We start from the raw sequence: 15,063 nt of genomic DNA, 5'->3' as shown, positions 1-15,063 counted from the left end.
GTGTGTTTCGATCCGAATTAGCCTTTCACGGCGCCGGCGGTCATGCCTTTCATCACCTGCTCTTGGAAGGCCAAGTAGACGGCGATGGTCGGAATAACGGCAATTGTCATGGCGGCAAGCGTCAAGCCGTAATCGGTTTGATAGCCGTCAGCAAAGTTGGCGATGCTCAGCGGCAATGTTTTCATGCTGCTTTTGGAAATGAAAACGAGCGCGAACGAAAAGTCGTTCCAGAAATGCAGAAAGCTCAAGATGATAACAGTTGATAGAGCCGGTAGTGAAATTGGCAGCATTATGCGCCAGAATACACCCCAAAGCCGTGTGCCGTCAATATAGGCGGCTTCTTCGATCTCTTTGGGCACCGAGGACAGGTAAGCCGTCAGTACGAAGATCGCCGTTGGCAGAGCGAAGGCGGTATAAGGCAGAATAAGTGCCCAGTACGAGTTCAGCAAGCCAACCTGCTTCAGCAGAATGAAGAGCGGAACCAGCGTGCTGTGAATCGGAATCAGCATCCCGATCACGAAGAACGTCAGAATGAGGCCTTTGAAACGGAACTTCAGTCTGGCAAGCACATAGGCGGCCAGGGAGCTGACGAATAAAGTAAGTGCCAGCGAAACCAGGGAAACGATGACGGAGTTTAGGAAGGCCGTCCCCATTTTGGACGATTTCCAGGCTGTAGCGTAGTTGGCGAATTGCCAGGAAGTCGGAAGCCCGAACGGACTGTTGAAGAATTCCCCTGTCGTCTTGAAAGAGGATATGATGAGCCAGAGCAATGGAAATAACGTTAGAACGGCGTAGACGGTTAAAAAGGTCCACAGCACGCCTTGCTTGATCAGCCCGAATGACAAGGCTGTTTTGGATGATCTTGCTTGTACAGGTTGTGCGGCAATAGGTTGCATGCGCGCGTTCCTCCTTTCATTATGCTTTCGATTTGCGGCTGGTAATCCATTGGCTTAAGCCGATGAAGATCAAGCTGATGAGGACGATTGACGTAGAGATCGCACTTCCGAAGCCGTAACGGTAAGAGGAGAACGTCGAGTTGTACATATACGTTGCGAGCAGCTCGGTCGCGTGAGCAGGACCGCCCTTGGTCATCACATAAACGAGATCGAAGGATTTCAAGCTGCCGGAGATACATAGAATGATGGCGATTTGCACGGTCGTCCAGATCATAGGCAGCGTGATCGAGAACATTTTGCGGGCTCCCTCAGCGCCGTCGATTTGAGCGGCATCGTGAATTTCGCCGGGAATGTTTTGGAAAGCGGAAATGAAAATAATGAGATATAGTCCTACGAAGCTCCAGATGAGCGGAGGCGCTAGCGCGAAGATGGCGATTTTCGAATCCGACAGCCACTGCAGCTTCCAGCTAGACAATCCCAGCTTGTCGAGCAGGAAGTTCAGGATGCCGATTTGCGGGTGATAAATGTACTGCCAGATCATCCCGATGACGACGGAGGAGAGGACCATTGGAACGAATACGGCCGAGCGGATGAATCTTTGCAGCGCATTGCTTTTATGAAGCAGAATAGCCAGTATAAGCGCGATAGGAAGCTGACCGAAGACGGATACGATCAAGAAAATAAAGTTATTTTTCAATGATCTCCAGAAAATCGGATCGTGGATGATCTCCACATAGTTTTTCAGACCGATAAATTTCGCCGCTCCGATTCCTTTCCAGTCAAAAAAGCTGTAGTACGAGGACCAGATGACGGGGACGAATACGAATAAAGCATAGATTAAAATGGCAGGCGCAAGACTTAGTATAACGAACCTGCGGACATAGGATGCATTCATTATGCTCACTTCCTTTGCATGTGAAAGTATCTAGCCCTGCCACAGATGTGGAGGGCTGGATATTTTTAGTATAAGTGTTTATTTACCGACTGCGCTTGCTTGCGAATCTTGAATCTTCTTCGCGATCGCTTCGGCGTTACCGCCCATCAGCAGCTCTTGCAAGCTGTTATTGATGACTTCAACGGTCGCTGAACTCAATTTGGAATCGTAAACTGGCGTGATTTTCGTCGTTTTCATCAGTTCGTTCAACTCAACGAAGAGCGGATGCGCTTTGCTTGGGTCCAGATCGATCTTGTAGCTCACGAGCGTAGAGCTGTTAAGCGTTGCTTGCTGGCCTTCCGGTCCGGATAGAGCATAGAACAGCTTAAGCGCAGCGTCTTTCTTCGCGCCTGTCAGCTTCTTGCTGACGCCAAGGCCTGTTCCGACGACGCCGGACGTTGTTTGTGCTTCGCCCTTACCGCCGTTAACCGGAGGCAGCAGCGCGATGTGCGTGTTCGCAAGTACATCTTTCGGTGTGTTCTGCACAACGTCGGCCATCGCCCAACCGCCGTCGATGAACATAGCGGCTTTGCCTTGGAAGTACAGCTGTCTCATCTGATTTTGATCGATGCTGTTGAAGCCGTCTTGGAACGCTTTGTTGTCGCTGAGCGATTTGAGCGTATTCAAGGATTGGATGAATTCCGGATCGGTGAATTTGGCGCCATCTTGCTTCGCCGCTTTCAGGAACCAGTCCGTGCCTGTCGTCCGGTCGGCAATCGCACTGAAGATCGTGGATTGAACCGCCCAGTTGGCTTTGTTGCCAAGCGCAATCGGGATGATTTTGTTGTCGTTGAACGTTTTGATCGCCGCGTTAAGCTCGTCCCACGTTTTTGGCACTTGTACCTTATATTGATCGAAGAGCGCTTTGTTGTAATAAATGAAAGAAGTCGGCGATAAGTTCATCGGAACGGAGTACACTTTACCGTCAACGGTATAGCCGTCCAGCGCGTTCGGAATGAAGTTGTTTTTCCACTCCGGCTTGCTGTCCAGGAATTCATTGATCGGCTGCAGCAGGTCTCCGCTAACGAATTCCTTCGTCATCGCATCCGGCCACATCACGAACAGGTCCGGCATTTCGTTTGCCGCGGCTACCGTTTTCAAACGGGTTTTCAAACCGTCTGTCGGAAGTCCTTCAACCTCGAGCTCGATATCGGTGTTTTGCGCTTTGAAGTCGTCGAGAATTTTGCGCATCGCGATCGCTTTCGCATCTTGACCGGACCAGTTATGCCAGATGGAGAGCTTGACTTTCTCTTTGGAACCGCCGGCTGCAGCTGTTGCCGCTGCGCTGTCTGCCGCTTTCTCGCCGCCGCCGCAGCCTGCAAGCAGGACGCTGGCCGCGAGCAATACAGTTGATATTTGAGTGAATTTTTTCATGGTAGACCTCCTAGTTATGCATCTATTTGTATATTTTACGGATTCGGTGGAATTTAGTAAGGAGAAGAGGATAAGGAGCAGGGTAGAAAATGATCGGATTATAGCTAGGTCTTAAGAACTGGTGGCGGGACTTCAGCTCCTTATGCTTATTCTTATAGGTGGTACCTATTAAAGCAATAGCTTTTATATCTAATGACCAAGGCAATCTTATGTTACAATGAGAGCATCATATAGTCGATAGAGATGCTGATCTAGCAGCTTTACTAATTGAAGGAGTGAATGACAGTCATGGCAGATGTGAAGAAAATCGCCGTCATCGCTGGAGACGGTATTGGTCCAGAAGTCGTTGCAGAAGCGGAAAAAGTGTTGAAACGTACCGAAGAGCTTTTCGGTTATCAATTTGAAACGGAACATGCGTTATTCGGCGGAATCGCCATCGATCAAACAGGCACACCGCTTCCGGAAGAAACATTGAAGGTTTGCCAATCCGCAGACGCTGTTCTTCTAGGTGCTGTAGGCGGACCTAAGTGGGACAACAACCCGAAAGAAACTCGCCCGGAGACAGGACTTCTTGGTATTCGTAAAGCGCTTGGTTTGTTCTCCAACATTCGCCCGGCTTTCATTTTCGACTGCTTGAAAGAAGCTTCCACGCTTAAGCCTGAAGTTCTCGAAGGCACGGATTTGATTGTTGTTCGTGAATTGACCGGAGGCATCTACTTCGGTGAGAAATTCCGCCGTGAGTCTGCGAACGGTCAAGAAGCCGTCGACACTTGCACATACAACGTGAACGAAGTTGAGCGTATCGCCCGTCAAGCGTTCGACATCGCGCGCACTCGCCGCAAGAAGTTGGCTTCCGTCGACAAGGCGAACGTCTTGGAAACATCCCGCCTGTGGCGTGAAGTGGTTAACCGTGTAGCGGTTGACTATCCGGATGTTGAGCTTGAGCACGTGCTCGTCGACAACTGCGCGATGCAATTGCTGCGCCGTCCGTCTTCCTTCGACGTCATCGTGACGGAGAACATGTTCGGCGACATCCTGAGCGACGAAGCAGCGATGCTGACAGGCTCGATCGGCATGCTGGCGTCCGCTTCCCTGGGCGAAGGCAGCTTCGGCTTGTACGAGCCGGTGCATGGCTCTGCCCCTGATATCGCGGGTCAAGGCATCTCCAACCCGATCGCAACGATTCTTTCCGTTGCTCTGATGTTCCGCTTGACGTTCGGTTACCACGACGCTGCGGATTCCATCGAGCGCGCCGTGAAGGAAGTGCTGGATGCGGGTCACCGCACAGGCGACATCGCCGTTGATAAGAGCAAAGCGATCGGTACGTTGGCTATGGGCCAACTGATCGTTGACGCTATGCGTAAATAAGGAAGAGAGCTTGCCTGCTGAACTAGCGGGCAAGCTTTTTTGTTTTTGCTTGCTGAGCTGGAGCTCGTAGACGGCGTAGGTGCAAGTGCGGCGGTGGGCGAGGGTGCCGAAGGCGAGTGGGGAGGCGGAGTTCCGACGGTGGGCGAGCGTGCCGAAGGTGAGTGAGGAGACGAGCAACAGGCGATAGGTGAGCGTGCCGAAGGTGAGTGAGGAGGCGAGCAACAGGCGATAGGTGAGCGTGCCGAAGGTGAGTGAGTAGACGAGCAACAGGCGATAGGTGAGCGTGCCGAAGGTGAGTGAGTAGACGAGCAACAGGCGATAGGTGAGCGTGCCGAAGGCGAGTGGGGGGGCGGAGCTCAGGCGGTTGGCGAGCGTGCCGAAGGTGAGTGAGGAGACGAGCAACAGGCGATAGTGAGGGTTCCGCCGGTGAACGAGTAGCTGGCGGGCTGGCAGGACATCAAATCGTTACTACTCCTGACGAGAAGGGATAGTGGCGATAGCGGAGGTCGCGGAGTGACAGTGGGGTAGGCCAGCCGCTGCTATTCTGTATGATTTTTCGAGTAGAATAGCCGAGAATTACGCTGAAAGGCTGATTGTAAGCTATTTTTCATATACAATTGCTGCTTTTTACCCTTATTGCGAAGATTCTATATGAAATTTCATATAGAATGGGGCGGGCTGGTACTCAGCGACCGTGTCATGAGTCAGGCAGAGTGAGATAGCGAGGAATCGCAGTTACGACAGTTCTCCTGACGAGAGGGGATAGTGGTGATAGCGGAGGTCGCGGAGTGACGATGGAGTGAGGTTGCTCAGGTGAAAAAGCAGCTGAATCATGCACGTTCATAGAGCTTTCATATATTAAAATAATTATTAATTAATATGGTCTCTAATTATTGACTTTCACCTATTCGGATGATACCATTTTATACGAATAAGATAGATTTGAGGAGGAATTATACACATGGCAGAGCGTTTAGTTGGTAAACAAGCTCCAGACTTTACAATGGAGACAGCTACCGGTGACGGTAAAGGATTTGGCAAAGCATCTTTGTCCGACTACAAAGGCAAATGGTTAGTATTGTTCTTCTACCCGCTTGACTTTACATTCGTATGTCCTACAGAAATCACAGCGCTTAGTCAAGCTGCTGATCAATTCAAAGAGCTGGACACTGAAATTCTTGGCGTGTCCATCGACAGCATCCACACGCACAAAGCATGGATCAATACACCAGTCAACGACAACGGTCTTGGCCAATTGGCATTCCCGCTTGCTGCTGACATCACGAAATCCGTTGCACGCGACTACGGCGTTCTGATCGAAGAAGAAGGTATCGCGCTGCGCGGTCTGTTCATCATCGATCCAGAAGGCGAATTGAAATACGAAGTTGTTAACCACAACGACGTAGGCCGCAGCGTGGAAGAAACACTTCGCGTTCTTCAAGCTCTGCAATCCGGCGGATTATGCCCAATGAACTGGAAACCAGGCGACAAAAACCTTGTCGTAAAATAAGCTTTTCATACATAGAGAAGCTCCTCTTAGCTGGCATGCGAATGCGGGCGGGGGAGCTTTTCTTCGTCAGAAGGAGAACGAAGGCATATGACCGTACCTGCGCAACTGCGCTATACAAGGGACCATTATTGGATTCGTCAGGATGGAAATGAGGCTGTCATCGGACTGACGGAACTCGGATTGAACGAATGGGGGATGATTCTGTTCATTGAGCTTCCGGAGCGCGGTGCGGTACTGGGACAGGGAGATTTCCTCGGCTCCATGGAAACGGCTGAGGACGAGATGGACTTGCTCGCTCCGCTGTCCGGAGAAGTGACCGCTGTGAATATGCTGCTGGAACGAGCGACAATGATGCTGATCGAATCGCCTTATGACAAAGGGTGGTTAATCAGAATGGCCTTAAGTGATCTAGCCGAGTTGGAGGAGCTGTGGGACGCTCCGACGTATGAGGGCGAATATTCGCTGGAGTAGGGTGAGCGCAAGCTCAATAAACAAGAAACCGCAGGGCTGGCACTTGATCTAGAATCAAATGACGAACCCTGCGGCTATTCCTATTTGGTCATGTTACGATTTTCCTGCGAGCTGCTTATACTTGTTCAAATATTTGACAACCGCCAGCACGTACGTCGCATGCGACCATGTAAGCGGAGCGACCGACACCGGATCCCCGTTGAAAGGGTCCAGCTGCTCGGAAAGCACGCCGCTCTCCATGGCATGCTTCACGACCCATTCCAGCGTTTGACGCGGCGCTTCGAGATCGGCGAGTGATTTGGCGTATTCGATTTCCCACTCTGCGATCCAGAGCGTACAGATGATCCAGGGGTTGCCTGGCACATTCTCGATATCGGTGGAGCGTTGGAAGTAGTAGTCATGATGATAGCGGGCAATACCGCCGATATCGGTTTTGATGGACAGTCCGGCTTTATTCGCTTTCATCGTGCCAACGACGCGCTCATCATCCGCAGGCAGCACCCCGAATTCGAAGATGCCGTAGACGGAGCTTTCGAGCGTCATGTCTTTGACCCATACGCCGTCCTCCATATATAAGCCGCGAACGAAGCGGCCTTCGTTCTCGTCCCACAGATGCTTGAGGATGCCGGCTTTAATTTTCTCCGCCGTATGCTTATAGCGGTTGCTCCGCTCCTCATCGCCGAACAAATTGCTGAAGTTGGAAGCGGCGATCAGTCCGCCATAGACGGCTGACGCGGTAAATGTATAGATGCCGTAACGCTCTTCCCATAGATCATAGCTCGGCTTCGGCAAGTTCAGCTCCTGATCGATGTATGTGGACATGAATCTGGCCGCCCGGCGGATGAGGTTGCGGTAGAGCGACTGCGCGAACTCTAGGCTGCCGTTTTTCTGAAAGTCGGCCCATAGCGCGAACAGCACAAGCGCGGTTTCGTCCTCCTGGATGGGCAGCTGAACGCGTCCCGAATGAATGTACGGGTGCCAACTGGAGCCTACGGTGCCGTCCGGATTGTATTTATGATGCAAGTAACCTTCGGGTGACAGCACGTTCGCACAGAAGTTGAAGAAGGGAATGATCATCCCTTGGTAGCCGGCCATGGACATGGAGTAGGCGATTAAAGCGCCGTCCCGAGGCCACATATAGCTGTAATGATCGCGATTGCTCTGCATAATGTCCGAATCGTTGGCGGCGATGATCGCGCCGTTCACATCGGTCTGCGTACGGACGAGCAGAAGGCTCTGTTTGAAGAGGCGCTGTACGTCTCCGTTCAAATCGCCGTAGTCCCGCTCGATCTTGTTGGCCCAACGCTGCCAGTAGACGGTTACACGGTCCAGCAGCTTGCCGGGGTGGCTGTCTTTGACGTAGGCATCGAGCTTCTTGACTTCCTCCAGCGTTTTGCCGGCGCCCATCCAATAGTACATTGTTTGGTTGGCGTTAGGAGGGACGAACAAGCGAAAGGAGATGGTGCTGTCCACGGAACCCTGCGCGATGGCATTGCCCATGAGATGTCCGTCTTCCGCGTCGCGCCAGGTGCCTTCGGCATTATAGAACCTTTTGACCCCTGTAGAATACTGATAAATGCCTTCCGTTCCGGTGCTGCCGTTGAACATGAAATACCGGTCTTTTTTATAATGGAATACCGTATTGGTCAAAGGGTAGAAGGCAGCGGTATCGCCGACCTCCGTCTCGTTAATGAGCAGGTCCTGGTTGAAGAACATCCGGACTTCCCGCACGGTATTTTTATGATTCGTGATTTGGATTCTTTTGAGATAAATATCTTCCCGCTGATGAACGCCGTCATTCATAAGCAGCGTGATCCCAAGTCCGGGATGCGTTGCCGTAACTTCGGTAACCAGAGAATCTTCTACATAACCCAGTTTAAACTGCCACTCCGGGGAATTCAGCCAGGCAAAGTCACCGTCCACCCAAATACCTACACGGCACTGATAGCCGCCAATATGGTTAAGCTGGCCGACGAAAGGATAGTACAGATCTCGCATGTAGGAATGCTGATCGAGATTAATAAGAAATTTTCCGTTTCCGATGACCAGATGTCTAGGCAATACAATCACTTCCCCACTCGTTTGTTTAATCGCACCCTCTGAATGTACGCAAAGGCCTGCCACTAGGTTACCTAATAATTACCAAGGAATCAATGATTCTTTGAAAAATATCTGAAAATTTCGACCGGTTGCGCTTTCATTTGGTATAGTTACCCATATTATTTGATTATTTCCTTCTGATGCGGGAATATACCTGATAATGGTTCGCAGGAACCTTTCATTTGCGAATAGATGCCGGAAGTGACGGCCGCAATCTGCTCCCAGCGGTAACGATTCGTTACCTCGAACAAAGCGCCGGAAGCCAGCCGAACGCCTTCGGACGGATGCTGCAAGAGGCGGACGATTTGCGCTGCCAGCAGCTCCGCATTGCCGGGAGACACGGTGATCCCCGTCACTTCATGCTCCACAATCTCGGACAAACCTCCCGTATCCGATACGATCAGAGGCGTACGGCTAGCCATCGCTTCGAGTGCAACAAGGCCGAACGGCTCATAGAGGCTGGGAAAAATACAGAGCTCCGCCCTGTGCAGCAGCAGTCCTTTGTCCTTATCGTCCAAGAAGCCTGTGAATACGACGGCATCTCCAAGCGGAGCCGCCAGCTCCTGCAGCCCTCCCAGCTCCGGACCCGCACCGGCGATTATAAGCTTCGCCTCAGGGACGGCATGCAGCACATCGCTCATGGCAGCCAGGAGAATGTGCACGCCTTTCTCATAGACGAGCCTTCCGAGGAAGGCCAGTATGCGCTGCGGAGGATTCCCCGGCACAAGAGAAAGCGCTTGAGCAAGTGACGGGTTATCCCCTTGATGATCGGCGGCCGTAACCCGAAACGGCTTGACGCCATTGGGAATCAGATTCACTTTATGGGATGGAACCTGGAACAGTCGAGCCACCTCCTGCTGCATCGCCTGACTGCAGACGATGAGATGGTCGGAGGTTTCCGTTAATTGCTGCTCGAGCTGATGAATACGCTTCTGTACCGGAGTATCCAGCTTGCCTTGGTTCCGTCCGGCTTCGGTCGCGTGGATGGTTGCCAGCAGAGGCACACCGAGCGCCTCCCGGCATTCCTGAGCTGCATGGTACACGAGCCAATCGTGCGCATGCACGATATCGAACCGGACGCCTTGCCCGGACAAGCGCAGGATGGTGTCGGTGAAAGCCAGGTTCATTTGAAACACCCAGTCCAAGAAAGGCAGCGTTCCGGGTGCGGAGAGCACTTCCACACGGTGGACGTGCACGCCGTCCGCCACTTCATAGGGCGCGCAATCCGGCGCCAGGCACGTGACGACATGAACGTCGTGACCGTCGGCCGCCAGCGCTTCGGATAAGCCGCAGACGGCTCTGGCGAGCCCGCCGATGACCCGGGGCGGATATTCCCAAGCAAGCATGAGAATCCGCAGACGCGACGCTCCTTCGGGCAAGGCGGAAGGGGATGGAGCAAGTATGGAAGGGGGCTGAAAGCAGCGATAATCGACCTCGGGCAGCAAAGGGGATTTCTTCTCCAGTGCAATGACAAGCTCAGAGAGCTCGCGAGCTGCCGAGTCCTGTTCAGCCTCCGTTAAATTTAGCAGATTGTGGAAATTATCAATATGAGTCTTTATGCGCTTCACCGCATAGCTTGTTACCGTCTCAGCGTCCAGAATGAACGTCCAGTCGCTGCTTTGGGCCAGCATGAGCTCGCGGACGGCCTGATTGAGCGCGCGGAGCTGCAGCGGCTCGGGCTTGCGGTGCCGCTGCGCGGCAAGCACCATGCGGTCCTCCGCCGCGTGCAGCAGCGGCTGCACCCACTGGCTGCGCGGCTGCAGCCAGACCTCGGCATAGCCGCCGCGGCCCCAGCTCGACTCCGGCAGCACCGCTGCCGCAGCCGGCGCATGAGCGGCGGCGTAGCCGCCAAGTGTCGTCATCTCGATGGTGGCGACACCGGCATCGCGCTGCGCAGCGAACCCGCGCAGCACTGCTTCCAGCCACTGGTGGCCCTCATGCCACCAGTGGCCGAACAGCTCGGCATCGTAGGGACATACGATGACCGGAGGCTGAGCCGCGCCGTCGGCGATGCGGCTCAATTGCGCCACCCGGGAGGCCACGAAATGCTCAGCGTGCAGCTGAGCTTTCTGCGCGGCCCGCGCCGGGTGGTAGGGCGCCTTGGCGTCACCGCTGCCGGTGACGCGGTAGTACTTGAAGCCCGTGTGGACGCGTGCGCCGTCCGGCAGCACATAGGGCTTCAAGTACTCCCACTCGGCCCCGCCGTCGCGGCCGAGGTCGAAGCCGATATCGCGGTAGTACTCGCGATAGTCGGCATCGCCCGGGTACCCGGACTCGGCGCTCCATACTTGAGCGCCGGCTTCATGGTCCCGGGCGAAGACGCAGGCGCCGCCTGGCGAGCGCAGCGGCAGCCCCTGCCCGGCGGCGGGGTGCGCGTGCGCGTCGACGACGAAGTAGCGCAAGCCGAGCGCCTTCAGGTGGGGCTCCGCCGCAGGCGTGTAGCCGCACTCCGGCAGCCAGATACCGGCCGGAGGAGACCCGAAATGCCGCCGGAATTCACGGACGGCGGCTTCCAGCTGTGCGCGCAGCGCGGCGTCTTGCTTGATCAGCGGCAAGAATGCATGCGTCGCAGCGCACGTGATGAGCTCGAGGCAGCCTGAGAAGCTTAGGCTGCGGAATTTCCCGATGAGATCGCCCCGCAGGCGGTCGTACAGGACAAGATGCCGGTGATAGCGGTCGGCGTAGCTTCGGGCCACGGGGCCGAAGTCGGCGTGGCCCCACAGCCGGATGACCTCGCGCTGAGCCAGCTCGCAGAGCGTAGCCAGATGCTTGCGCGTCCGGCGCTGCATGCGCGGATCGTCCAGCATGGCGAGCAGCGGCGGAGACAGGGATAATGTAATCCGGAACGGCACGCCCTCCTCGAGCAGCCGGTCCATCATGTCGATCAGGGGAAGATAGCTGTCGGCAACAGCTTCGAAAAACCATCGTTCTTCCAGAGTGACGGTCGCTTCATCATGGCGAACGTAAGGGATATGGGCATGCAAAAGCAAAGCTACATAACCGTGTACGTCAGATCTCAATCGCAATCGCCTCCGAATTCGGTTTCTGCCGTGTACGTACGCTTGGGGACGTACACCGAGTAGGCAGAGAATTGCTCATCGGCTTCAGGCGCCAGGAGCTGTAAGGGAACGGCCGCAGGCCGATAAGTTACTTGATCTGTCAGGTTGGATGGAAATACTTGATGCGTATGTATATGGGGAGTCTGAATCGGATTAGAACGCAGAAGCGGAAGAAATTGTCCCTGTCCATTCCGAATGCCGAGTTCTGCGAAGTATCGCAAGCCGGGTTCAAAGCCGCTTAGGAAACAGGAATCTCCTTGCGGCAGCGGCAGCTCATAGGCTTGAAGGGAGGGCGGCTCGCATCCAGCCTGTTCATCGATTTCATAGAACCGCAGCAGCGGCTCTAGCATAAGCCAGTCCCGATTGAAGTGCTCCTGCACCATTCTTTTTTTTCTGGCGGACAGCTGCCAGTAAGCGAACAGGTTAGTAGGAGTTTGCACGAGCAAGTGGAGGGCGTCCCTGTCACTCAAGTGGGCGTTGAAAGCTTGGGTTGGAATCTGACTCACCTTTTCTCAGGATAATTATGGCAAATAACCGGGAAAACCTGTGGACAATATTGTAGCATATGCACCCGCGAAACGAAAAATCTCCGCCTTTTATACAAAAGGGGAGATCTCCTGTATCCTCGCTACTTCGCCGGAGGCTGGTCTTCCATAAAACGGGTTTCCGTCAGTCGCATTAAAGAATCATATCGGTTGACTGAAGATAGGATCGACAGATAGTCATCCTGTTTAATGTTCGTATAGGATGCTTTGAAACCGGTATGATATTGAACCGTCATACTAGAAGACTGATCGTCATACTGGATAAAAGCAATCTGCCTGGAAACGCTGGGAATCATATTCACGCCGCTCTCCCCTTCATCTTAAGACTTCGAAACACCCGGTTTGGATATGTCTGTCATATCTTATGCTTATTGCAGCGCATTTAGAATGTGGTTTCGATAAGACTGTACAAGCTCCCGGGCTGCCGTCCGGTCTGCGGATTGGGCGATGAGCTGAACAATGGGATCGTCGCTGTCAGGCAGCAGCAGAATCCACCCGTTTTCGTGATAAAATTTGATGCCGTCAACAAGATCGACGGGCGTATTTTTGGATCGTTCCATCATGCTGCGCATCACCTGGCCCTTCGCTTCCCAAGGGCAGTCGATGGCTTCGCGGTGCAGATAGAAGCTCGGAATCATCGCCAGAAGCTCGGAGAGCGGTCTTCCGGTTCGATTCAGATGAAGGACAACGAGTCCAATGGCCAGAAGCGAGTCGAACAGCGGGTGCATCCGCGCTTCAGGCGTCGCTTCCAAGATGGAGCGCTCCCATTCTTTGGTTCGCACGATTGTCGCTCCCAGCCCTTCGGCCATGCTCTCCAGGAGCGCGGGGGCGCTGACCGGAGCACCGATTGTCGTGCCAGGGCGGCCGTGCAGGTAGCACAGGTAGAGGAAAACCGTCTGCATATCGGGATCGACGATTTCCCCTTGCTCGGTAATGAGCTGCAGCGTCCGCCCGTCATCGGAAATATGGAGCCCGAGATCGGCTCCGGTCATCGAAGTGAAGACGGGAAGCGGCTCCTGCAGCGCGGCGGCAGATACATGGACCGTTTCGCTGCCCAAATTCTCGAAGAAGGGCAGCAGGTACGGCTGCAGCCAAGCACTGGCTTGGACAACGATACGCAGGGCAGGGGTGCGCGAGCTGTCGGCTTCTTCGGCGATTTCCCGGGAGAGTGCATCCACATACGTTCGCAGCCAATGCGTTTCATCCCGGTAGCTGCCCAGCTGCTTCATGGAAGCGCGTCCGTAGTCCTCCTGCCAGAAGCTGTTCTCCACCTTGCGTTCGGCGGCTCTGGTGATGGGCAGTCCTTCGGCGTCCATGCACGCCAGCCGGCAGGCTTCGTTCTCGCTGCCGGACCAATCGAGATGAATGCCTCCGGCGGCGCCCAACTGACGGATCGCGAAGGAGGCGGCGGGCGCGAGGCAATCCCCGAGATCAATCACGTGCGTCCCCACGGATTGGAGGCTGGCGGTCAACGTTCGCTTCAATAAGCGAGTGAACGCATGCGGGGCGCAGCTGACGGTCAGCGTATGGCCGGAAGCCAGCGTGGCCCCGTAGGCGGTGCCGAATCTGGCGGCCATTTCGGGAGTGAGTTCCAAGTTGGGTAAGCCGCTTACGCCGCTGGTTCGGTATAGCGTTCTAGCGGCGTGATCTCCCCATATATAAGATGAATGAAGACGGGATTTATCGCGAATTTGTTTATGCGGCCATATTTTCACGTGAGGCTCGACGCGGCTGTTCGCCCCGATGATCACGTGGTTGCCTATGACGGAGCCTTCACCGAGGAAGGAGGCTTCTTTGCAAATGATTCGGCTGGTCAGCGTAGAACCGGACAATTCATTGTTCGGCAGCAAGTGGTTATGATCCCACAGCACGCTGCGGGTAAGCTTGCTTCCCTTGGCCAGCCGGTTATTGCTCCCTACGATGCAGTACTCGCCAATCTCCACCTCATCGCCGATGTGACTTCCAGGACCGATGTAGGCCGGACCGACGATGCGGGCGGAAGAGCTCGTCTCTACGCCGTCTGCGATGTAGACGCCGGGACGCAGCTCCGTACCATGAATGTCAAGCTGCACTTTGCCGTCCAGCATATCGAATTGCGTTTGCCTGTACTGCTGCAGGTTGCCGATATCCATCCAATACCTGGGGGAGACATAGCCGTACAGCCCTTCTTGATCCTGAAGCAGGGCCGGGAACAGCTGCGTGCTGAAGTCGAATTCCTGATCGAACGGCACCCTGTTCAAAATTTCCGGTTCGCAGATGTAAATGCCCGTATTGACGGTATCGCTGAATACTTCCCCCCAGCTGGGCTTCTCGAGAAACCGGGTGATGCGGCCGCTCTCGTCGGTCATGACGACGCCGTACTCCAGCGGATGGGAGACGCGGGTCAGCAGAAGAGTGGCTTTGGCTTTCTTCTCCTTATGGAAGGCAAGAGCCTCATGCAAGTCGAAATCGGTCAACGCATCCCCGCTGATGACGATGAACGTATCGTTCAGAAATTCATGCGCTTGCTTGACACTTCCGGCTGTCCCCAGCGGGGTCGTCTCTTCATAGTAGTGAAGCTTCACGTCATACCCTTCGCCGTCGCCGAAATAGTTGCGGATCACTTCGGGCTTGTACTGCAGCGTGACGGCGATGTCACGAATGCCGTGCTTATGCAGCAATTCGATAATATAAGCCATGCAGGGTCTTCCCAGGAGAGGCACCATGGGTTTGGGAAGATGGCAAGTAAGGGGACGAAGCCGCGTGCCCTTGCCTCCAGCCATAATAACAGCCTTCATATGGGAACCTCCTTATTTGCAGCCTAGTG

12 protein-coding genes are annotated in these 15,063 nt (G+C 54.3%); 4 read left to right on the top strand and 8 right to left on the bottom strand.

The genetic code is table 11. The features are described from left to right. Window positions 1-17: 17 nt before the first annotated feature. From J2X61_RS01485 to J2X61_RS01475, 3 genes are all read right to left on the bottom strand, one after another. Entirely contained in the window at window positions 18-896 is an 879-nt protein-coding gene (locus tag J2X61_RS01485) for a carbohydrate ABC transporter permease (protein ID WP_310185284.1), read from the bottom strand. A gap of 19 nt (window positions 897-915) precedes the next feature. Continuing rightward, complete coding sequence (locus J2X61_RS01480) at window positions 916-1,791, bottom strand: carbohydrate ABC transporter permease (protein WP_274466742.1); 876 nt, start codon at window positions 1,789-1,791, stop codon at window positions 916-918. A 78-nt stretch (window positions 1,792-1,869) separates the two neighbouring features. Beyond that, the gene (locus tag J2X61_RS01475) at window positions 1,870-3,204 is read right to left on the bottom strand and encodes an extracellular solute-binding protein (protein ID WP_274466741.1); all 1,335 of its coding nucleotides are present in this window, start codon (window positions 3,202-3,204) and stop codon (window positions 1,870-1,872) included. 288 nt (window positions 3,205-3,492) lie between these two features. On the opposite strand from J2X61_RS01475, the gene leuB reads away from it, so the two are divergent. The 4 genes from leuB to J2X61_RS01455 all read left to right on the top strand — a co-directional run bounded on the left by leuB (window position 3,493) and on the right by J2X61_RS01455 (window position 6,553). Next, a complete protein-coding gene (leuB, locus tag J2X61_RS01470) occupies window positions 3,493-4,572 on the top strand; it encodes a 3-isopropylmalate dehydrogenase (protein ID WP_274466740.1) in 1,080 nt (359 codons plus the stop codon). A gap of 39 nt (window positions 4,573-4,611) precedes the next feature. Beyond that, window positions 4,612-4,737, top strand: coding sequence for a hypothetical protein (locus tag J2X61_RS01465; RefSeq protein ID WP_310185280.1), 126 nt, complete (start codon window positions 4,612-4,614; stop codon window positions 4,735-4,737). 796 nt (window positions 4,738-5,533) lie between these two features. After that, window positions 5,534-6,082, top strand: coding sequence for a peroxiredoxin (locus J2X61_RS01460; RefSeq protein ID WP_274466737.1), 549 nt, complete (start codon window positions 5,534-5,536; stop codon window positions 6,080-6,082). Window positions 6,083-6,169: 87 nt separating this feature from the next. After that, window positions 6,170-6,553, top strand: coding sequence for a glycine cleavage system protein H (locus J2X61_RS01455; protein WP_310185276.1), 384 nt, complete (start codon window positions 6,170-6,172; stop codon window positions 6,551-6,553). A gap of 93 nt (window positions 6,554-6,646) precedes the next feature. Here the strand turns inward: J2X61_RS01455 and J2X61_RS01450 are convergent, their stop codons facing one another. The 5 genes from J2X61_RS01450 to J2X61_RS01430 form a co-directional block, all read right to left on the bottom strand. Beyond that, complete coding sequence (locus J2X61_RS01450; RefSeq protein WP_274466735.1) at window positions 6,647-8,614, bottom strand: glycoside hydrolase family 15 protein; 1,968 nt, start codon at window positions 8,612-8,614, stop codon at window positions 6,647-6,649. Window positions 8,615-8,772: 158 nt separating this feature from the next. Then, a complete protein-coding gene (locus tag J2X61_RS01445; RefSeq protein WP_310185271.1) occupies window positions 8,773-11,673 on the bottom strand; it encodes a 1,4-alpha-glucan branching protein domain-containing protein in 2,901 nt (966 codons plus the stop codon). Beyond that, window positions 11,670-12,182, bottom strand: a complete 513-nt coding sequence (locus tag J2X61_RS01440; RefSeq protein ID WP_310185269.1) for a DUF4912 domain-containing protein — start codon at window positions 12,180-12,182, stop codon at window positions 11,670-11,672. Before J2X61_RS01440 ends, J2X61_RS01445 begins: the two co-directional genes overlap by 4 nt. Window positions 12,183-12,340: 158 nt before the next feature. Then, window positions 12,341-12,553, bottom strand: a complete 213-nt coding sequence (locus J2X61_RS01435) for a hypothetical protein (protein ID WP_310185268.1) — start codon at window positions 12,551-12,553, stop codon at window positions 12,341-12,343. A 72-nt stretch (window positions 12,554-12,625) separates the two neighbouring features. Next, a complete protein-coding gene (locus J2X61_RS01430; protein WP_310185265.1) occupies window positions 12,626-15,034 on the bottom strand; it encodes a sugar phosphate nucleotidyltransferase in 2,409 nt (802 codons plus the stop codon). Window positions 15,035-15,063: the final 29 nt, after the last annotated feature.

It is taken from the genome of Bacillus sp. 3255 (genome assembly GCF_031456485.1).
GTDB lineage: Bacteria > Bacillota > Bacilli > Paenibacillales > NBRC-103111 > Paenibacillus_E.
This window is presented reverse-complemented; position numbering and strand designations above follow the sequence as displayed.